The sequence below is a fragment of the Leclercia sp. M-A074-M genome (genome assembly GCF_965195605.1).
Lineage (GTDB): Bacteria > Pseudomonadota > Gammaproteobacteria > Enterobacterales > Enterobacteriaceae > Enterobacter.
Genome location: NZ_CBDAHM010000001.1, coordinates 323,418 through 343,192, shown reverse-complemented (window position 1 = coordinate 343,192; position 19,775 = coordinate 323,418). Strand labels below are relative to the sequence as shown.

Genomic DNA, 19,775 nt, shown 5'->3' with positions numbered 1-19,775 from the left:
TAATGTGCCCTTCGTGCGCTGTAAAGCATCTATACGATAACATTGACCTGTAGACCTGATTACCATGGACAAATTCGACGCTAATCGCCGTAAGTTGTTGGCGTTAGGTGGCATTGCGCTGGGCGCGGCCATCTTACCTACGCCATCATTTGCCACGCTCTCTACCCCTCGACCACGTATTTTGACGCTTAATAACCTGCACACAGGTGAGTCAATCAAAGCTGAGTTTTTTGACGGTCGGGGCTATATTCAGGATGAATTAGCCAGGCTGAATCACTTTTTCCGTGATTTCCGCGCCAATAAAGTAAAAACCATCGATCCGGGATTATTTGACCAGCTTTACCGCCTGCAGGGTTTGCTTGGCACCCGCAAACCGGTACAGCTCATTTCCGGCTATCGCTCCCTTGATACCAATAATGAATTGCGTGCCCACAGCCGCGGTGTAGCCAAAAAGAGCTATCACACCAAAGGGCAGGCGATGGATTTTCATATTGAAGGCATTTCGTTAGCCAATGTTCGCAAAGCTGCGTTATCTATGCGCGCAGGTGGTGTAGGATATTACCCACGTAGCAACTTTGTGCATATTGATACCGGGCCATTGCGGCACTGGTAATAACAAATCAGGAGCAGTATGAACTATCGTATTATTCCGGTCACCGCCTTCTCCCAGAACTGTTCGCTTATCTGGTGTGAACAAACCAAACTGGCAGCCCTGGTCGATCCCGGTGGCGATGCAGAGAAGATCAAACAGGAAGTCGCTGCCGCTGGCGTGACCTTAATGCAGATCCTGTTGACCCACGGCCATCTCGATCATGTGGGGGCGGCGGCTGAACTGGCACAGCATTATGGCGTGCCGGTGATTGGCCCGGAAAAAGAAGATGAGTTCTGGCTGCAGGGATTGCCGGCGCAAAGCCGCATGTTTGGCCTTGATGAATGTCTCCCTCTGACGCCGGATCGCTGGCTGAATGAGGGCGAGAGCGTCAACGTGGGCAATGTGACATTACAGGTCTTGCATTGTCCAGGGCATACTCCAGGCCATATTGTTTTCTTTGATGACCAGTCGCGCCTGCTGATTTCCGGTGATGTGATCTTTAAAGGCGGCGTAGGGCGCAGTGATTTCCCCCGGGGCGATCACGGCCAGCTGATCCGCTCGATCAAAGAGAAGTTATTACCGCTGGGCGACAATGTGACCTTTATTTCAGGTCATGGACCGATGTCTACCCTGGGATACGAACGGCAGCATAATCCGTTCCTGCAGGATGAACTGCCGGTCTGGTAATCACCATTAAAAAAGCCTGCTTTAAGCAGGCTTTTTTAATTGCCCGGTGGCGCTACGCTTACCGGGCCTACACGTAGGCCGGGCAAACGCAGTGCCGCCCGGCTTACCGTTTTTACAGCACTGCGACAATCGCTTCGCACAGTGGCGCCATGTTATCCGGCGTCATCCCCGCCACGTTAACACGACCTGATGCCACCGCATAGACGCCAAACTCTTCGCGCAGACGCAGAACCTGCTCTTTGGTCAGGCCGCTGAATGAGAACATGCCATTCTGTTTGATGATAAAGCTGAAGTCGCGATCCGCCCCTTTTTCTGCCAGGGTGTTCACAAACAGCTGACGCATGCGCTGAATACGCTGACGCATGTCGTTCAGTTCCTGCTCCCAGATAGCGCGCAGGGCGTCATTACTGAGGATAGTCGCCACTACAGACGCACCGTGAGCCGGCGGGTTAGAGTAGTTAGCACGAATAACGGATTTCATCTGGCTGAACGCACGGTCAACGGTCTGCTCATCAGACGCCACCAGCGTACAGGCACCAACGCGCTCATTGTAGAGGCCGAAGTTCTTGGAGTAGGAGCTGGCAACAATCAGCTCTTTATGGACTGCTGCGAAAGCGCGCAGGCCTTCTGCATCTTCTTCCAGACCACGGGCAAAGCCCTGATACGCGAAGTCGAACAGCGGCAGCCAGCCTTTTTCTACGGAGAGTTTCGCCAGCTGTTCCCACTGCTCCAGCGTCGGATCAATGCCGGTTGGGTTATGGCAGCAGCCGTGGAACAGCACCACATCGCCCGCCTGCGCTTCGCTCAGGCTGGCCAGCAGGCCGTCGAAGTCCAGAGAGTGGTTGGCCGCGTCGTAGTAAGCATATTCACGCACTTCCAGACCCGCAGAGTTAAAGACGCTCTTGTGGTTCGGCCAGCTCGGATTGCTCACCCAGACGGTTTTTACGCTGGTGTTTTTGGCAAGGAAATCCGCTGCCACGCGCAGTGCGCCAGTACCGCCAGGGGTCTGTGCCGTGCGGGCACGTTTATCGCTGACAATCGCGCTGCCTTTGCCGAAGAGCAGTTCCTGGGTGCAACGACCAAATTCAGGAATACCGTCGATGCCGAGGTAGTTTTTGGTATTTTCATTTTCCAGCAGATACTGCTCAGCTTTTTTTACGCTGGTCAGTACCGGGGTCTTGCCGGTCTCATCTTTATAGACACCAATACCCAGGTTAATTTTCCCGGGGCGGTCATCGGCACGAAACAGATCGGCCAGGCCCAGAATAGGGTCGGCAGGGGCGGCGGTAATGTTCTCAAACATGACGAAGTTCCATTGTGGTTACGGAAGTGAAATCCGCTATCAGGTTAACGATAGTTCTACAAAATGCCAACCGTTTGCTACAAAAAGCGTGCGGCTTTTCAAAAGTCGCCATTTTTTGCTTTCAGGCATAAAAAAACAGGGCCGAAGCCCTGTTTTTTAGACATATAACAAAGTGGTGTACTGATTAGAACTGGTAAACGATACCTACACCCGCCTGGTCGTCGGTAGACAGGCCAGTTGCTTCGGTGTAGTTGTTGTCGTCCAGCAGGTTGAAGCGGTACGCAGCGTACACGTTCATGTTCTTGTTGAAGTAGTACCAGGTACCCACTTCTACGTATTTCACCAGGTCAGCATCGCCGCCGGAGAAACCGTTACGACCAGTCAGATCTTTACCTTTGGACTGTACGTAACCCACGGATGGACGCAGACCGAAGTCGAACTGGTACTGAACCACAGCTTCAACGTTCTGAGTCTTGTTCGCGAACTCGCCGTCGTTTTCACGGGTCATGTTCTGAGATTCGCCGTACATTACTGCTGCGTACAGGTTGTTTGCATCATATTTCAGGGAGGTTGCCCAGCCTTCAGCACGTTCGCCTTTATTGTCTGCACTCTGCGCAGTAGAGCGGTCAGAGTTAGAGTAGGCTGCGGTTACGTTGAAGCCTTCAGCGAAGTCATAGCCCAGAGAGTAGCTGCCGCCGTCGCCGTTCTGACGGCTGGTGGTGTGGCCAGACTCGTTTTTACCCTGATACTGCAGACCTACTGCCAGGCCGTCAACCAGACCGAAGAAGTCAGAGTTACGGTAGGTAGCCAGACCGGTGCTACGTGCGGTCATGAAGTTGTCGGTTGCCGCCAGGGAGTCACCGCCCCAGATAACGAACATATCGGTAGAAGCCAGCGCATCATAGAACACGCCGTAGTTACGACCGTAGTCGAATGAACCGTAGTCACCAGCTTTCAGGCCTGCGAATGCCAGACGGGTCTTGGTGCCCTGAGCGCCTTCCTGGGAAGAAGCGTCCATGTTGTATTCCCACTGACCGTAACCGGCCAGTTGGTCATTAATCTGAGTTTCACCTTTGAAGCCGATACGCGCATAGGTGGTATCACCGTTGTTGGTGTCACCGTTGGTGGTCCAGATGTGCTCACCTACAGCTTTACCGTAGAAGTCCAGCTTGTTAGCGTTTTTGTTATAGATTTCTGCTGCGTTAGCTGCACCGGCTGCCAGCAGGGCAGGGATAACCACTGCCAGGATATTGCGCTTCATCATTATTTATTACCCTCATTGGTTTTTTTATGACACTCGCCACTGCCGTCAATAAATTCTGTCAATAAATATTTCCGGAACTATTGATGAGAGTTTGGTGTCTTTATGTGTCTGACAGGCATCTTTCCATTCAAATAGCGGTTTCGCTAGCCTGAAAGTGCTACAAACATAAAGAATCAGTTACAATAAGAAAATATGTGTAACTAAATGTGAATTTTAAGGAACTTTGTGAGGCACCTCAAAGTTCAGAGTTGAATGGCTAAATTTAAAGCTTCACATATTCTATCTATATGAATTGCTTATCTTAATTTCAGATAATGACTTTTTTTATGATCCGAAGCATTAGCGAACAATTTTTCTTATTTCTGGAGATGGACGTCTGGATAGCCGGGAGTTTGTGCGAAAAATGTGCTAATGCTTAAGAAAGAGATTAGGCGCAATAAGAATAGGGTTTATTTTTTATTCAAAGATGTTTCATGGAAATAAAGCGTAACACTGTAGAGGATCTGGCGGGGTTGCGCTTTAAAGATGCTGACTTTCAACTGACACAAGTTGACACGGCAGGATAAAATAATGGCCAGCATAGCTGGCCATTGAGTATTACGGGATTAGAAGGTTGCGCTGCGCGGAGTACGCGGGAAAGGAATAACATCACGCACGTTCTGAACACCGGTGACATAGGCAATCAGACGCTCAAAACCGAGCCCGAAACCGGAGTGCGGCACGGTGCCATAGCGACGTAAATCGCGATACCACCAGTAGTCCTCTTTGTTGAGGCCCATTTCAGCCATACGCGCATCCAGCACATCCAGACGCTCTTCACGCTGAGAACCCCCGATGATTTCACCGATGCCCGGCGCCAGCACGTCCATCGCGGCAACGGTTTTGCCATCTTCGTTAAGGCGCATATAGAACGCCTTAATGTCTTTCGGATAGTTTTTAACTACTACTGGCGCCTTGAAGTGTTTCTCGGCCAGGTAACGTTCATGCTCGGAAGCCAGATCAACGCCCCAGTAAACCGGGTTCTCGAACTTCTCACCGCATTTCTCGAGGATCGCGACGGCATCGGTGTAATCCACCTGCGCAAAGTCAGCAGAGACGAAACGCTCCAGACGGGCAATCGCATCGCTGTCGACGCGCTCGGCGAAGAATTTCATGTCGTCTGCACGCTCGGTGAGCACGGCCTTGAAGACATACTTCAGCATCGCTTCTGCCAGGCCCGCAACATCATTGAGATCGGCGAAGGCCACTTCTGGCTCCAGCATCCAGAATTCTGCCAGGTGGCGGCTGGTGTTGGAGTTTTCAGCACGGAAGGTCGGGCCGAAAGTGTAGATCTTAGACAGCGCACAGGCGTAGGTTTCGCCGTTCAGCTGGCCAGACACGGTCAGGAAGGCCTCTTTACCAAAGAAATCTTTGTCGTAATCCACTTTGCCTTCTGGCGTGCGCGGCAGGTTTTCCATATCCAGCGTGGAGACGCGGAACATCTCGCCTGCGCCTTCGGTATCAGAGGCGGTGATAAGCGGCGTGGAGACCCAGAAGAAACCCTGCTCGTCGAAGAAGCGGTGCAGCGCCTGTGCAAGCGTATGACGAACGCGGGCCACGGCACCAATCATGTTGGTACGCGGGCGCAGGTGAGCCACTTCGCGCAGATACTCGATGCTGTGGCGTTTTGCCGCCATCGGGTAGGTATCTGGATCTTCAACCCAGCCGGTCACTTCAATGGAGGTGGCCTGCAGTTCATAGCTCTGACCCTGGCCCTGAGAAGCCACGATTTTACCGGTGACGACAACGGAGCAACCCGTGGTCAGACGCAGCACTTCCTGATTGTAATTGGGCAGAGAATTATTAATTACGGCCTGTACAGGATCAAAGCAGGAACCGTCATAGACGGCGAGGAATGAAAAGCCAGCTTTTGAATCTCGGCGGGTACGCACCCATCCGCGCACGGTGACTTCGCTGTCAACGGCTACGCGGCCCTGGAGTACGTCGGCTACAGGCACAACGCTCATAATAGTCTCTCTATGTTGTCCAAAAATAAAATCTGTATCCCCCTAAACAGGGGGATATCTATGTTACCTGGCATCCGCCATCAGACAAGCAGATTTCGCAATCATAAGAGAAGAAATAGGAAATAAATAAGAGAAGGGAGCGCGGCAGGCTCCCCGAAGAGATTAGCTGGCGATTTTTACCTGAGGCAGGTCGAACGCTTTGCGCAGTGCCCGCACGAAGGCTTTGTCATGACAAATGGTTTTGCCCGGGCTGTCGGAGAGCTTCGCCACCGGCTTGCCGTTACATTCCACCAGCTTAATCACGATATTCAGCGGTTTTACCTGCGGAATATCGCAGGTCAGACGGGTGCCGATCCCAAAGGCCAGATTTACGCGCGAGGAGAAGTGTCGGTACAGGCCTACCGCTTTTGGCAGGTCGAGATTATCTGAGAAGACCAGCACTTTGCTCATCGGGTCGATGCCCAGCTTTTGATAATGGGCAATCGCTTTCTCACCCCACTCCAGCGGATCCCCGGAGTCATGGCGTAGCCCCTGATAGGCGTTGGCGAACTCAGGCCCGAAATCGCGCAGGAAGGCGTCCATGGTAATACAGTCGGTTAAGGCGATGCCGAGCTGCGCCGGATACTCTGTAAGCCAGGCGGCCAGCGCCGCACGCTGGCTGGTCGCCAGCTCCGGACTGATCTGCTGATGCGCCTGGAACCACTCGTGCGCCTGGGTGCCCATTGGGGTCAGGTTCAGACGGCGGGCCAGATCGTAATTGCTGGTGCCGACAAACCACGGCTCCTGCTGCAAACGCTCGACAATGGCCTGTTGCACCTCGCGGGAGAAACGGCGACGGGTGCCAAAATCCATCAGACGGAAACGCGACATATCCAGCGAGTCGGTCAGCCGGGCAAAATCAACCAGCTTCTGTTCCAGCGTCGTCAGAGCCAGCTCAACGCTCGCCTCCGGTGAACGGAAGCGGTGCACCAGCTCGCTGATTACCGCCAGCAGGGGCACTTCCCACATGATCACTTCCCGCCACGGACCTTCAAGGCGAATATGTAGCTTGCCATTATCGTTGCTGATGTTGACCTGTTTCGGGTCGTAGCGGAAATTGCGCAGCCACTGAAGGTAATCTTCTTTAAAGAAGGGCAGGCTGGAAAGCCACTGGAATTCATCATCCTGCAGACGAAGATGCTGCATTGCGTCGACTTGCTCACGGATGGCGTCAGCATAGATCCCCAGCAAATCGTCACCACGGCAGCGGAATTCAGCCGCGACCTGTACGTCGTGGTATTGGTGGAAAACGGCTTGCTGCATATGCAGTTTGTACGCGTCGGTATCCAGCAGCGTATGCAGAACAGGAGAAGCGAATTGAGTCATAGGTGCGCAGTAGCATCCTCTCACGGGAGCGTTTAGTACAATAAACGACTAATGAAACCGCTGGAGTATACCTTGTTTAGCGATTTATTGAACCCCGATCACACCATAAGCCTGGTTCAGGGTCGAGAGCATTTCGTGCCGCGTGTTATAAAAATGTAGCAAATAGAGTGTTTGTGACTGAAAAGATGAACATTCTGCATAGCGCGATTTAGACAACAGGAATAGACTGGTTCGTTATTCGACAAACGATGCAAAAGGTTTTCTATGACACAACAGCCTCAAGCCAAATACCGCCACGACTACCGTGCGCCGGATTACCTGATTAGCGATATCGATCTGACTTTTGACCTGGATGCCACAAAAACCGTTGTGACGGCGGTAAGCCAGGTGACGCGTCACAACGCCACGGCGGTGCCGCTGCGTCTTGACGGCGAAGACCTGACCTTAGTGTCGGTTCATGTAAATGACACCCCATGGACCGACTATAAAGAAGAAGATAACCAGCTGGTGCTGGATAACCTGCCGGAACGTTTTACGTTACGCATCGTTAACGAGATTAGCCCGGCGTCTAACACCGCACTGGAGGGGTTATACCAGTCGGGCGTGGCGCTCTGCACCCAGTGTGAAGCTGAAGGTTTCCGTCACATCACCTGGTATCTTGACCGCCCGGATGTACTGGCCCGCTTTACCACCAAAATCATCGCCGATAAAGCCACCTATCCGTTCCTGCTCTCCAACGGCAACCGCGTGGGCGAGGGCGAGCTGGAAAATGGCCGTCACTGGGTGCAGTGGCAGGATCCGTTCCCGAAACCGTGCTACCTGTTTGCGCTGGTGGCGGGTGATTTTGACGTTCTGCGCGACACCTTCACCACCCGTTCAGGCCGTGAAGTGGCGCTGGAGCTGTTTGTCGATCGCGGCAACCTCGACCGCGCCCCGTGGGCGATGACCTCGCTTATCAACTCCATGAAGTGGGATGAAGAGCGTTTCGGTCTCGAGTATGACCTCAACATCTATATGATCGTCGCCGTCGACTTCTTCAATATGGGTGCGATGGAGAACAAGGGCCTCAACGTCTTTAACTCCAAATATGTGCTGGCGCGTACCGATACCGCCACCGATAAAGACTACCTCGATATCGAGCGCGTCATCGGCCACGAGTATTTCCATAACTGGACCGGCAACCGTGTCACCTGCCGTGACTGGTTCCAGCTGAGCCTGAAAGAGGGCTTAACCGTCTTCCGCGATCAGGAGTTCAGCTCCGATCTCGGCTCGCGGGCGGTGAACCGCATCAATAACGTGCGCACCATGCGCGGCCTGCAGTTTGCCGAAGACGCCAGCCCAATGGCGCACCCGATCCGCCCGGATAAAGTGATTGAGATGAACAACTTCTACACCCTGACGGTGTATGAAAAGGGTTCTGAAATTATTCGTATGATCCACACCCTTCTGGGCGAAGAGAATTTCCAGAAAGGGATGCAGCTCTATTTCGAACGCCATGACGGCAGCGCCGCCACCTGCGACGATTTCGTTCAGGCGATGGAAGATGCCTCTAACATCGATCTCTCTCACTTCCGCCGCTGGTACAGCCAGGCCGGTACGCCGATCGTGACCGTTAAAGACGACTACAACCCGGAAACCGAGCAGTACACCCTGACCATCAGCCAGCGCACGCCGCCAACGGCTGAACAGGAAGAGAAGCATCCGCTGCATATTCCGTTCGCCATTGAGCTGTACGATAACGAAGGCAAGGTGATCCCGCTGCAAAAAGGCGGCCATCCGGTGCATAACGTGTTGAACGTGACTCAGGCCGAGCAGACCTTCATCTTTGATAACGTCTATTTCCAGCCGGTACCTGCGCTGCTGTGTGAGTTCTCTGCGCCAGTTAAGCTGGAGTACAAGTGGAGCGATCAGCAGCTGACCTTCCTGATGCGTCATGCACGCAATGACTTCTCCCGCTGGGATGCGGCGCAGAGCCTGCTGGCGACCTATATCAAGCTGAACGTCAATCGTCATCAGCAGGGGCAGCCGCTGTCGGTACCGGCGCATGTTGCCGACGCCTTCCGCGCCATTCTGTTAGATGAGAAGATCGATCCGGCGCTGGCGGCTGAAATTCTTACCCTGCCGTCGGTAAACGAAATCGCCGAGCTGTTTGAGATTATCGATCCGATCGCTATCGCGACGGTGCGTGAGGCCCTGACCCGTACCCTGGCAACCGAGCTGGCGGATGAGTTCCTGGCGGTCTACAACCACCATAAACTGGACGCCTATCGGGTTGAGCATGCCGATATTGGCAAACGCTCACTGCGTAACACCTGCCTGCGCTATCTGGCATTTGGGGAGACGGCGCTCGCCGACGAACTGGTCAGCAAGCAGTATCACACGGCCGACAACATGACCGATGCGCTGGCTGCGCTGGCTGCCAGCGTTGCCGCAGAGCTGCCGTGCCGTGATGCCCTGATGCAGGAGTATGACGACAAATGGCATCAGGATGGTCTGGTAATGGATAAGTGGTTCATCCTGCAGTCCACCAGCCCGGCGGCGGATGTGGTGAACAAGGTGCGCAGCCTGCTCAATCACCGTTCGTTCACTCTGAGCAACCCGAACCGCGTCCGTTCCCTGATTGGCGCCTTTGCCAGCAGCAACCCGGCCGCCTTCCATGCGGAAGATGGCAGTGGCTACCAGTTTATGGTGGAGATGCTGACCGAGCTCAACAGCCGTAACCCGCAGGTAGCGTCGCGTCTGATTGAGCCGCTGATCCGTCTGAAACGCTACGATGAGAAGCGTCAGGCGAAGATGCGTGCCGCGCTGGAGCAGCTAAAAGGGCTGGAGAACCTCTCCGGCGATCTCTACGAGAAGATCAGCAAGGCGCTGGCCTGACAGAAAGCCGGGTCCGGCCTGGGTTCTGTTTTGTAGGCCGGGTAAGGCGAAGCCGCCACCCGGCAATGCTGTGCGGCCTGATGCCCGGTGGCGCTAAGCTTACCGGGCCTACGGTTACCCTCCCTCTCCCTGTGGGAGAGGGTCAGGGTGAGGGCATCAGGCATTAGCCGTAATCAACTGCCGCTCCTTTACCCCACGCTTCATCACCCGATCCAGGACCTCCGCTTCCAGCTCCGCCAGCCGTGCCGAACCCACCCGGCGAGGGCGAGGAAGGTCAATCGTCAGATCCAGCCCAATCTTGCCCTCCTCAATGAGCAGTACCCGATCCGCCATGGCAACGGCTTCGCTCACATCGTGGGTCACCAACAGCACCGTAAAGCCGTGCTCCTGCCATAACGAGACGATAAGCTCCTGCATCTCAATCCGCGTCAGGGCGTCCAGCGCCCCCAGCGGCTCATCCAGCAGCAACAGCCCCGGGCGATGGATCAGCGCTCTGGCCAGCGCCACGCGCTGTTTCTGTCCCCCTGACAGGGCGGCAGGCCACTCCCCGGCGCGATTGTCCAGCCCGACGGCGACCAGCGCCTGTAATGCCTGCGCTTTCCAGTCGCCTTTCAGCCCCAACCCCACGTTATCGATTACCGGTTTCCACGGCAGCAGTCGGGCATCCTGGAACATCATCCGGGTATCGTCCTGGATCTCCGCCAGCGGGGTGTTCCCGGCCAGCAGTTCGCCGCTGTTTGGCGCTTCCAGCCCGGCCAACAGGCGCAGCAGGGTGCTTTTGCCACCGCCGCTGCGGCCCACCACCGCCACGAATTGCCCGGCGGGAATATGCAGCTCCAGTTCGTTCAGAATGGTGTTTTCGCCGTAGCGTTTGGTCACGCCATTGAGCAACAGCGGCGTCCCCTGGTTTAAGCGAGCTGTATTCATGCATGTGCCTCCTTTATCGCGTAGGCCGGATTCCAGCGCAGCCAGCGGCGTTCCAGCCACTGGGCGCTGACATCCGCCAGTTTGCCGAGCAGGGCGTAGAGAACGATGGCCACCACGACCACGTCGGTCTGCAGGAATTCGCGGGCGTTCATCGCCAGGTAGCCGATACCCGAGTTGGCGGAGATGGTTTCCGCCACAATTAACGTCAGCCACATCAGACCGAGGGCGAAGCGCACGCCGACCATAATGGAGGGGAGGGCGCCCGGCAGGATAACGTGGATAAACAGGGCGAAGCCGGACAAATCGTAGCTGCGCGCCATCTCCACCAGCCCGCGATCGATATTACGAATGCCGTGCCAGGTGTTGATGTAGACCGGGAAGAGCGTGCCGAGGGCCACAAGAAAAATCTTCGCCGTCTCATCGATGCCAAACCAGAGGATCACCAGCGGGATCAGCGCCAGATGTGGCACGTTGCGCAGCATCTGAATCGAGGTGTCCAGCAGACGCTCACCCCAGCGGGAGAGACCGCTGATCAGCCCCAGCGTCAGGCCAATCGACCCGCCGATGGAAAAACCAATCACCGCGCGCCAGGCGCTGATCGCCAGATGCTGCCACAGCTCGCCGCTGGCGCTCAGCGACCAGAACGCCTCCACAACGCCCTCCGGCGACGGCAGGATGCGGCTGGAGAGCCAGCCCACGGAGGAGGCCAGTTGCCAGATAAGCACAATGCCTGCGGGAAGCAGCCAGGGTGCAATGCGCAGCAGCCATTTTCGGGAAGAATGAGCCATGCGTTCTCCTTAGCTCTGGGCGACTTTACGCGGAATAAATTCGTTGGCGACCGCTTCGCCCTGCTGCAACAGCTGTTGCGGCTGCGGGATCTCCGGAATGGCGACATCCAGATGCGGGAACAGCAGTTCACCCACCTTGTACGCCTCCTCCAGATGCGGATAACCGGAGAGAATAAAGCTGTCGAGACCGAGGTCAGCGTACTCATTAATGCGCGCCGCCACGGTCGGACCATCACCCACTAATGCGGTACCCGCACCGCCGCGCACCAGCCCCACGCCGGCCCACAGGTTCGGACTGATCTCCAGATTCTCTCTTTTACCGTTGTGCAGGGAGGCCATTCGGTGTTGCCCCACGGAGTCGGTGCGGGCAAAGGCGGCCTGCGCTTTGGCAATGGTGTCTTCGTCCAGATGCGAAATCAGGCGGTCGGCGGCCTGCCACGCCTCTTCAGTGGTTTCGCGCACAATCACATGCAGACGAATGCCGAAGCGGACTTTACGACCCAACGCCGCGGCTTTGGCGCGCACCTGTTCGATTTTCTCTTTTACCAGCGCCGGCGGTTCGCCCCAGGTGAGGTAGAGATCCACCTGTTCGGCGGCCAGATCCTGGGCAACGTCCGATGAACCGCCAAAATAGAGCGGCGGACGCGGCTGCTGGATCGGCGGGAAGTAGAGTTTCGCGTCACGCACATGGATATGCTTGCCCTCGAAGGTGACGCTCTCACCCTCCAGCAGACGACGCCAGACCTGAGTGAATTCCGCGGAGGCTTCGTACCGCGCGGTGTGATCCAAAAAGACGCCATCCCCTGCCAGCTCCTGCGGATCGCTGCCGGTCACCAGGTTAAAGAGTGCGCGGCCATTCGACAGACGGTCGAGGGTCGCGGCCTGGCGTGCGGCTACCGTCGGGGAGGTCACGCTGGGACGCAGGGCCACCAGAAACTTCAGGCGTTGGGTCACCGGGATCATCGACGCCGCCACTAGCCACGCATCTTCGCAGGAACGACCTGTCGGGATCAGCACCCCGGTAAAACCAATCCGATCGGCGGCCTGGGCGATCTGCTGGAGATAAGCATGATCCACCGGACGAGCACCCTCGTCGGTGCCAAGATAATGACCGTCGCCGTGGGTAGGTAAAAACCAGAACAGATTCAGACTCATGATTTATCTCCTTTCGAGGCAGTGGGCTGCCAGATGCGGTCGCGAATAACGATTTTTTTCGGTACCAGATGGTTGTCGTAAAACAGGTCGGCGGTTTGCTGCTGTAACACGGCGATTTTCGCATCCACCGGTTTGATGACGGTTGGCGGGCGATGGTCAAGGTAGGTAGCAATGACCGGCTCCGGCAGACCCATCGATTTTGCCAGCAGGGCGATACTGGCCTGACGCTGGCTCTGGGTGAGGGCGTCCGCTTCGCTAAAGGTATCCAGCACGCCCTGAATAAAGGCACCGTTCTTCTCGGCATAGGGGCGTGCGGCAAGGTAGAAAGAGCCGGTCTGTTTCAGGGTTTCGCCATCTTTCAGTACTCTCACACCCCCCTGCAGCAGCACCGCAGAGTAGTAAGGGTCCCAGATAGCCCAGGCATCGACATTCTGTTGCTGGAAAGCGGCGCGGGCATCCGACGGGGAGAGGTAGACCGGCTGAATATCCTGAAAGGTCAGGCCAGCCTGCTGGAGCGCGCGCAGTAAAAGGTTGTGGGAGCTGGAGCCTTTCTGGAAAGCCACTTTGTGGCCTTTCAGATCCGCCACGCTCTTAATCGGGCTATTTTCAGGCACCAGGATCACTTCGGCTTTCGGTTTTGGCGGCTCAACGCCGACGTAAAGCAGATCCGCGCCGGCGGCCTGGGCGAAAATTGGCGGGATATCGCCCGTGCTGCCGAGATCGATACTGCCTACGTTCAGCGCCTCCAGCATCTGCGGGCCGGCCGGGAACTCGACCCAGGAGAATTTGGTGTCCGGGTAGCGTTTTTCCAGCAGCTGATGGCTTTTCGCCAGCACCATACTGACGCTGCCTTTCTGATAGCCAATACGCAGATTGTCGGGTGCGGGCTCAGCGCCATGCGCCAGTGCGGAGAGAGCCACCAGACTTGCCAGACTCAGGCGTGCGAGGGATTTAAACATGGGCGACTCCTTTCTGAAGACCAAAGGCTGGAACCTGCACGTCGCGGCGATGCAGCGCCTGCCAGAAGGTCTCCAGCGCGCTGTCGAGGCGGGTTTGCAGGTTTGGGGTAAAGTGCGGCTTGTGCTGGTAATCGATGACCTGAGAATCATCGGCAAAGACGCCGTGCAGGATCTCCTGGGCTTTCAGGGCGTTGAGCACCGGTTTCAGGGCGTAATCCACCGCCAGCAGGTGGGCCACAGTGCCGCCCGTCGCCAGCGGCAGGACGACTTTGCCCTCTAACGCGCGCTCCGGCAGCAGATCCAGCAGGGTTTTCAGGGCACCGGAGAACGAGGCTTTATAGATCGGCGTGGCGACGATCAGCCCATCGGCCTCTTTTAACTGTTCATTCAGCGCCTTCAGCGCAGGGCTGTCGAAGCGGGCATAGAGCAGATCTTCCGGGGCAAAATTTTGTAGATTCCAGTGGAACACCTCCACATCCAGAGAGGTAAGCTGCTCCCGGGCGTACTCCAGCAGTGCGCTGGAGCGGGAAGGGAATCGCGGACTGCCGGCCAACGTAATGACGCGCATAGATGCTCCTTATAACCAATTATTCGCTTTTATCTAACATTGATAACATTTGTTGGCAGTGTGGCACCGCTGGCTTATTCCGCTAAATGATTTATCCGCAAGATAAATGCCGAAAATTGAATAAAGGAGGAGTGAAAAGTAAACGATTGCGCGGCACGGGGGTTTTTTTGCCTCAGGTCAATTCCCTTTCCCGCTGCGATCGCAGATAATACGCCCCCGGTTTGCACACCGGGAATCCAGGAGAGTTCATGTACTACCCCTTCGTTCGTAAAGCCCTTTTCCAGCTCGATCCTGAGCGCGCTCATGAATTAACATTCCAGCAGTTACGCCGTATTACGGGAACCCCGCTCGAAGCGCTGGTGCGCCAGAAAGTGATGGATAAGCCGGTCACCTGTATGGGGTTAACCTTTAAAAACCCATTGGGTCTGGCGGCAGGGCTGGATAAAAATGGCGAGTGCATTGATGCACTGGGTGCGATGGGCTTCGGCTCCATCGAAATTGGTACCGTCACACCGCGTCCGCAACCGGGTAACGACAAGCCACGCCTGTTCCGCCTGGTAGAAGCCGAGGGGCTGATTAACCGCATGGGGTTTAATAATCTCGGTGTCGATCATCTCGTTGAAAATGTGAAAAAGGCCCATTTCGACGGTGTATTAGGCATTAATATCGGCAAAAATAAAGACACGCCGGTCGAGCAGGGCAAAGATGACTACCTGATCTGCATGGAGAAAGTCTACGCTTATGCCGGATATATTGCGGTGAATATCTCCTCGCCTAACACGCCAGGTCTGCGTACCCTGCAATACGGCGAAGCGCTGGACGACTTATTAACCGCCATCAAAAATAAGCAAAATGAACTCCAGGCGACGCACCATAAATATGTGCCGGTCGCCGTTAAAATTGCGCCGGATCTGAGTGAAGAAGAGCTGATTCAGGTGGCCGACAGTTTAGTTCGTCATAATATTGATGGTGTTATCGCTACCAATACCACGCTCGACCGCACTTTAGTTCAGGGGATGAAGCACTGCGATGAAATGGGTGGCTTGAGCGGACGCCCGGTGCAGTTAAAAAGCACCGAAATAATTCGTCGTCTGTCGCAGGAATTAAATGGCCGCTTACCGATTATTGGGGTTGGCGGGATTGATTCAGTCATCGCCGCCCGTGAAAAAATGGCTGCTGGCGCTTCGCTTGTTCAGATATATTCCGGCTTTATTTTTAAAGGTCCGCCGCTGATTAAAGAAATCGTTAATCACCTCTAACCTTTTAGCATGACTGACAACCAGGGCTTTATTTCCAGCTCTGGTTGTTTTATATTCCCGGACTGTTGCTTTATTAGACATAGTAGTCTTTGATTACTGAGGTTAAAAAAACGAAGCGGCAATAAGGACTTTCTTACGACAGGACGTTTCGGGCACGGGAGAGACAGATGCGAATTAAACCTGACGATAACTGGCGCTGGTATTTCTGCGAAGAGCACGATCGTATGATGCTCGATCTGGCCAATGGTATGCTGTTTCGTTCGCGTTTTGCCCGCCGGATGTTAACCCCGGACGCCTTTGCCGATACCGGTTTTTGCGTCGATGATGCCGCACTCTATTTCTCTTTTGAAGAGAAGTGCCGTGACCTGGAACTGTCGAAAGAGCAGCGTGCTGAACTGGTGCTCAATGCGCTGGTGGCGATCCGCTTCCTCAAACCCCAGATGCCAAAAAGCTGGCACTTTCTTGCCCACGGTGAACGCTGGACGCCGGTTATCGGTGATGCCGCCTGTGTCAGCCTGAGCGAAAATGGTGAGCAGGTGAATTTGCTGGTGGTGGAGCCGGGCGACAACGCTGCGCTCTGTTTACTGGCGCAGCCCGCGGTGACCATTGCCGGGCGCACCATGCAGTTGGGCGACCCGATTAAAGTGATGAATGACAGGCTGAAACCGCAACCGGTCAGCTTCAGCCTGGAACAGGCCGTTTAAGCCTCGAGTTGTAACGACGTTTTCGGTACGCAGCTACAGCACAGGATTGTGCCGTCGCTGCCAATGGCCGATTTCTTCAGCGCGCTCACTTCCCCCTCAACCAGCGTAATGCGACAGCATCCGCAAATCCCCGCACGGCAGGAGTAGGGCACGCGAATCCCGGCCTGTTCAAGCTGCTCCAGTAACACCTGCTGATTGTTACCGCGAATGGTCTGCCCCTGCCACTGGATGGTCACAGCCGTTGCAGGCTGCACTTCCACGTCGCTGGCCTCTTCTTCGGCGCCTGCACCGTAGAGACGGCCCGGGGCGGTCGAGAGGATCTCCACCTCGTCGCCCACGCGGATCACTCCGCTGGAGCGCGGGATCAGGTTCTGGCCGAAATCGACATCACCATTATCCTGCGCGGTGCGGAAAGATTGCAGGGTTTTTAGCGGTTCGCCAGCCGGGTGTTTCTGCCCTTTCTCCGGGCTGACGGTGGTAAAGATGCAGCGGCTGCAGGGTTTCACCACGTCAAAAATGACCTCGCCGATGCGGATCACTTTCCAGGTGTCCTCTTCCCAGGCGGCAGCGCCTGTCACCACCAGGTTCGGGCGGAACTGCTCCATCTGCACGCTGGCCGGGCAGCGCTGTTGCAGGTCGCGCAGCGAGGCTTCGTTTGTGAGCAGATACGGGAATCCGTCGGCAAAAGAGAGCGGCACCGCGGCAAACTTAGCCACGCGTCGCGTCAGCTCCGGCCCAACCCAGCGGAGCTGAACCGGGCGGGAAAAGAATTCGCTCAGCCAGCGGTTGATCGCGTCCGGGGCGATACGGGCGGTAAAGTGGTTGCCCCAGACTTCGGTGGGCGCATCCGCTGGCGCAAAATCGCTGAAACGGACGATACTACTGGAACCATCCGGCGCAGTCAGATGGAGACCATCCTGAACCGGCGCCGGGATGAAGCGAACCATTTGCGGGAACTGGCGTGCGGTAATAAATGTGCCATCCAGCTCTGTGACCATAAAAATGCGATCAAAGGCAAAACCGCTGACATCGGCAAGGGCATGCGTGAGCCCAATACCGCGCATGGATTTAACCGGATGAATGAAAAGCCTGGATAACGTCGCCACGGCGCAGCCCTCAAATGAAAATAAGCCCTCAACTTTATGACATAGAGCCCAGATTGGCTATAATGCGCAGCAATTTTCTTAGAGTAAAAGTGACGATATGAATTCTCTGTTTGCCAGTACGGCCCGTGGGCTGGAAGAGCTGTTAAAAACTGAACTGGAAAATCTGGGCGCGCAAGAGTGCCAGGTGGTTCAGGGTGGTGTCCATTTTCAGGGCGACACGCGGCTTATTTACCAGAGCCTGATGTGGAGCCGCCTGGCCTCACGCATCATGTTGCCGATGAGAGAGTGCAAGGTTTATAGCGATCTCGATCTTTATATTGGCGTGCAAACTATCGACTGGACAGAGATTTTTGCCCCAGGCGCCACTTTTGCCGTGCACTTCAGCGGCCTGAACGATGAGATCCGTAACAGCCAGTACGGGGCGCTGAAGGTCAAAGATGCCATCGTCGACTGTTTCACGCGCAAAAATCTGGAGCGTCCGAACGTCGATCGTGAAAATCCGGACCTGCGCATCAACGTTCGCCTGAATAAAGAAGTTGCCAGCATTGCGCTGGATCTGTGTGGCGAAGGCCTGCACCAGCGCGGCTACCGCGATCGTGCCGGTATTGCGCCGATCAAAGAGAACCTTGCGGCCGCCATCGTGATGCGTTCCGGCTGGCTGCCGGGTACGCCGTTGCTCGATCCGATGTGTGGTTCCGGTACCCTGCTTATCGAAGCGGCGATGCTGGCAACCGACCGCGCGCCTGGCCTGCATCGCGGCGCGTGGGGCTTTAAGGGCTGGGCTCAGCACGACGAGGCCATCTGGCAGGAGGTAAAAGCCGAAGCCCAGACGCGCGCACGTGCCGGGCTGGCAGCCTATGAATCCCGCTTCTATGGTTCTGACAGCGACGCCCGCGTCATTGAACGCGCGCGCAGCAACGCCCGCCGCGCCGGGATCGGCGAGCTGATCGCCTTTGAGGTTAAAGACGTTTCCCAGCTCACCAATCCGCTGCCAAAAGGCCCGTACGGCACGGTAATCAGCAACCCGCCTTACGGCGAACGTCTGGACAGCGAGCCTGCGCTGATTGCCCTGCATAGCCTGCTGGGGCGCACCATGAAGGATCTGTTTGGCGGCTGGAACCTCTCTTTGTTCAGCGCCTCCCCTGAGCTGTTGAGCTGCCTGCAACTGCGCGCCGAGCGCCAGTTCAAGGCCAAAAACGGTCCGCTGGACTGTGTGCAGAAAAATTACCATCTGGCCGAGAAAGAGGCGGACAGCAAACCTGCCACCATCGCGGAAGATTACGCCAACCGCCTGCGCAAGAACCTGAAGAAATTTGAAAAATGGGCGAAGCAGGAAGGCATTGAATGTTATCGCCTGTATGACGCCGATCTGCCGGAATACAACGTGGCGGTCGATCGCTACGCCGACTGGGTGGTTGTGCAGGAGTATGCCCCGCCTAAAACCGTCGATCCGCAGAAAGCCCGTCAGCGTATGCTTGATATTATTGCCGCGACCATCAGCGTGCTGAATATTGCGCCAAACAAACTGATCCTTAAAACCCGTGAGCGTCAGAAGGGTAAAAACCAGTATGAGAAGATGAACAGCAAGGGCGAGTTTATCGAAGTAGGCGAATACAACGCGCGCCTGTGGGTGAACCTCACCGACTATCTCGATACCGGGCTGTTCCTCGACCACCGCATTGCCCGCCGCATGCTGGGCCAGATGAGTAAAGGTAAAGACTTCCTGAACCTCTTCTCCTATACCGGCAGCGCCAGCGTACATGCCGGCCTGGGCGGTGCGCGTACCACTACCACCGTGGATATGTCCCGCACCTATCTGGAGTGGGCGGAGCGCAACCTGCGCCTTAACGGCCTGACCGGCCGCGCGCACCGCCTGTTGCAGGCTGACGTGCTGGGCTGGCTGCGTGAAACCGAAGAGCAGTTCGATCTGATCTTTATCGATCCGCCGACCTTCTCTAACTCCAAACGCATGGAAGAGTCTTTCGATGTCCAGCGCGACCATATTGCGCTGATGAAAGATCTCAAACGTATGCTGCGTAAAGGCGGCACGATCATGTTCTCGAACAACAAACGCGGTTTCCGCATGGATCATGAAGGGCTGGAAAAGCTGGGGCTGAAAGCACAAGAGATCAGTCAAAAAACCCTGTCCCAGGATTTTGCCCGTAACCGTCAGATCCATAACTGCTGGCTGATTACCGCGGTCTGAAAGGAAAAG

The 19,775-nt window shown here is 55.8% G+C and carries 16 protein-coding genes; 6 read left to right on the top strand and 10 right to left on the bottom strand.

Going from position 1 to position 19,775, the window contains the following annotated elements; translation table 11 throughout:
* Window positions 1–64: 64 nt before the first annotated feature.
* Both ACOKCT_RS01800 and ACOKCT_RS01795 read left to right on the top strand, forming a co-directional pair.
* Entirely contained in the window at window positions 65–613 is a 549-nt protein-coding gene (locus ACOKCT_RS01800) for a YcbK family protein (protein WP_103178935.1), read from the top strand.
* Window positions 614–631: 18 nt separating this feature from the next.
* A complete protein-coding gene (locus tag ACOKCT_RS01795) occupies window positions 632–1,279 on the top strand; it encodes an MBL fold metallo-hydrolase (RefSeq protein ID WP_420193100.1) in 648 nt (215 codons plus the stop codon).
* A gap of 112 nt (window positions 1,280–1,391) precedes the next feature.
* Here ACOKCT_RS01795 and ACOKCT_RS01790 read toward each other — a convergent pair whose 3' ends face one another.
* The 4 genes from ACOKCT_RS01790 to pncB form a co-directional block, all read right to left on the bottom strand.
* The gene (locus tag ACOKCT_RS01790) at window positions 1,392–2,582 is read right to left on the bottom strand and encodes an amino acid aminotransferase (protein ID WP_103178937.1); all 1,191 of its coding nucleotides are present in this window, start codon (window positions 2,580–2,582) and stop codon (window positions 1,392–1,394) included.
* 184 nt (window positions 2,583–2,766) lie between these two features.
* On the bottom strand, window positions 2,767–3,846 hold the full coding sequence (locus ACOKCT_RS01785) for a porin (protein WP_159339197.1): 1,080 nt from the start codon (window positions 3,844–3,846) through the stop codon (window positions 2,767–2,769).
* A gap of 605 nt (window positions 3,847–4,451) precedes the next feature.
* On the bottom strand, window positions 4,452–5,852 hold the full coding sequence (gene asnS, locus ACOKCT_RS01780; protein WP_103178939.1) for an asparagine--tRNA ligase: 1,401 nt from the start codon (window positions 5,850–5,852) through the stop codon (window positions 4,452–4,454).
* Between the two features lie 162 nt (window positions 5,853–6,014).
* A complete protein-coding gene (gene pncB / locus ACOKCT_RS01775) occupies window positions 6,015–7,217 on the bottom strand; it encodes a nicotinate phosphoribosyltransferase (RefSeq protein WP_103178940.1) in 1,203 nt (400 codons plus the stop codon).
* A 264-nt stretch (window positions 7,218–7,481) separates the two neighbouring features.
* Between pncB and pepN the strand changes: the two genes are divergently transcribed.
* The gene (gene pepN / locus ACOKCT_RS01770) at window positions 7,482–10,094 is read left to right on the top strand and encodes an aminopeptidase N (RefSeq protein ID WP_420193099.1); all 2,613 of its coding nucleotides are present in this window, start codon (window positions 7,482–7,484) and stop codon (window positions 10,092–10,094) included.
* Between the two features lie 156 nt (window positions 10,095–10,250).
* On the opposite strand, the gene ssuB is transcribed toward pepN, so the two are convergent.
* The 5 genes from ssuB to ssuE are packed head-to-tail and all read right to left on the bottom strand — an operon-like array spanning window position 10,251 to window position 14,491.
* Complete coding sequence (ssuB, locus tag ACOKCT_RS01765; RefSeq protein ID WP_214421795.1) at window positions 10,251–11,021, bottom strand: aliphatic sulfonates ABC transporter ATP-binding protein; 771 nt, start codon at window positions 11,019–11,021, stop codon at window positions 10,251–10,253.
* On the bottom strand, window positions 11,018–11,809 hold the full coding sequence (ssuC, locus tag ACOKCT_RS01760) for an aliphatic sulfonate ABC transporter permease SsuC (RefSeq protein ID WP_420193098.1): 792 nt from the start codon (window positions 11,807–11,809) through the stop codon (window positions 11,018–11,020). The genes ssuB and ssuC overlap by 4 nt, the downstream gene beginning before the upstream one ends.
* 9 nt (window positions 11,810–11,818) lie before the next feature.
* Window positions 11,819–12,964 (bottom strand): FMNH2-dependent alkanesulfonate monooxygenase, encoded by a 1,146-nt coding sequence (ssuD, locus tag ACOKCT_RS01755; RefSeq protein WP_420193097.1) that lies wholly within the window; start codon window positions 12,962–12,964, stop codon window positions 11,819–11,821.
* Window positions 12,961–13,923, bottom strand: a complete 963-nt coding sequence (locus ACOKCT_RS01750; protein ID WP_418936629.1) for a sulfonate ABC transporter substrate-binding protein — start codon at window positions 13,921–13,923, stop codon at window positions 12,961–12,963. The genes ssuD and ACOKCT_RS01750 overlap by 4 nt, the downstream gene beginning before the upstream one ends.
* A complete protein-coding gene (gene ssuE, locus ACOKCT_RS01745) occupies window positions 13,916–14,491 on the bottom strand; it encodes an NADPH-dependent FMN reductase (RefSeq protein WP_103178946.1) in 576 nt (191 codons plus the stop codon). Before ssuE ends, ACOKCT_RS01750 begins: the two co-directional genes overlap by 8 nt.
* A gap of 248 nt (window positions 14,492–14,739) precedes the next feature.
* On the opposite strand from ssuE, the gene pyrD reads away from it, so the two are divergent.
* Complete coding sequence (gene pyrD / locus ACOKCT_RS01740; RefSeq protein ID WP_103178947.1) at window positions 14,740–15,750, top strand: quinone-dependent dihydroorotate dehydrogenase; 1,011 nt, start codon at window positions 14,740–14,742, stop codon at window positions 15,748–15,750.
* Window positions 15,751–15,917: 167 nt separating this feature from the next.
* Window positions 15,918–16,454: a cell division protein ZapC gene (gene zapC / locus ACOKCT_RS01735; protein WP_103178948.1), complete on the top strand. Its 537-nt coding sequence runs from the start codon at window positions 15,918–15,920 to the stop codon at window positions 16,452–16,454.
* On the opposite strand, the gene ACOKCT_RS01730 is transcribed toward zapC, so the two are convergent.
* Window positions 16,451–17,560: a YcbX family protein gene (locus ACOKCT_RS01730; protein WP_103178949.1), complete on the bottom strand. Its 1,110-nt coding sequence runs from the start codon at window positions 17,558–17,560 to the stop codon at window positions 16,451–16,453. The two genes, zapC and ACOKCT_RS01730, sit on opposite strands and share 4 nt — an antisense overlap.
* A gap of 97 nt (window positions 17,561–17,657) precedes the next feature.
* On the opposite strand from ACOKCT_RS01730, the gene rlmKL reads away from it, so the two are divergent.
* Complete coding sequence (gene rlmKL, locus ACOKCT_RS01725; protein ID WP_103178950.1) at window positions 17,658–19,766, top strand: bifunctional 23S rRNA (guanine(2069)-N(7))-methyltransferase RlmK/23S rRNA (guanine(2445)-N(2))-methyltransferase RlmL; 2,109 nt, start codon at window positions 17,658–17,660, stop codon at window positions 19,764–19,766.
* Window positions 19,767–19,775 lie beyond the last annotated feature (9 nt).

Bases quoted from the DNA above. Each gene is read 5' to 3' on its own strand.
- ACOKCT_RS01800 (WP_103178935.1), top strand. From the start codon at position 65: ATGGACAAATTCGACGCTAATCGCCGTAAGTTGTTGGCGTTAGGTGGC.
- ACOKCT_RS01795 (WP_420193100.1), top strand. From the start codon at position 632: ATGAACTATCGTATTATTCCGGTCACCGCCTTCTCCCAGAACTGTTCG.
- ACOKCT_RS01790 (WP_103178937.1), bottom strand. From the start codon at position 2,582: ATGTTTGAGAACATTACCGCCGCCCCTGCCGACCCTATTCTGGGCCTG.
- ACOKCT_RS01785 (WP_159339197.1), bottom strand. From the start codon at position 3,846: ATGATGAAGCGCAATATCCTGGCAGTGGTTATCCCTGCCCTGCTGGCA.
- asnS (WP_103178939.1), bottom strand. From the start codon at position 5,852: ATGAGCGTTGTGCCTGTAGCCGACGTACTCCAGGGCCGCGTAGCCGTT.
- pncB (WP_103178940.1), bottom strand. From the start codon at position 7,217: ATGACTCAATTCGCTTCTCCTGTTCTGCATACGCTGCTGGATACCGAC.
- pepN (WP_420193099.1), top strand. From the start codon at position 7,482: ATGACACAACAGCCTCAAGCCAAATACCGCCACGACTACCGTGCGCCG.
- ssuB (WP_214421795.1), bottom strand. From the start codon at position 11,021: ATGAATACAGCTCGCTTAAACCAGGGGACGCCGCTGTTGCTCAATGGC.
- ssuC (WP_420193098.1), bottom strand. From the start codon at position 11,809: ATGGCTCATTCTTCCCGAAAATGGCTGCTGCGCATTGCACCCTGGCTG.
- ssuD (WP_420193097.1), bottom strand. From the start codon at position 12,964: ATGAGTCTGAATCTGTTCTGGTTTTTACCTACCCACGGCGACGGTCAT.
- ACOKCT_RS01750 (WP_418936629.1), bottom strand. From the start codon at position 13,923: ATGTTTAAATCCCTCGCACGCCTGAGTCTGGCAAGTCTGGTGGCTCTC.
- ssuE (WP_103178946.1), bottom strand. From the start codon at position 14,491: ATGCGCGTCATTACGTTGGCCGGCAGTCCGCGATTCCCTTCCCGCTCC.
- pyrD (WP_103178947.1), top strand. From the start codon at position 14,740: ATGTACTACCCCTTCGTTCGTAAAGCCCTTTTCCAGCTCGATCCTGAG.
- zapC (WP_103178948.1), top strand. From the start codon at position 15,918: ATGCGAATTAAACCTGACGATAACTGGCGCTGGTATTTCTGCGAAGAG.
- rlmKL (WP_103178950.1), top strand. From the start codon at position 17,658: ATGAATTCTCTGTTTGCCAGTACGGCCCGTGGGCTGGAAGAGCTGTTA.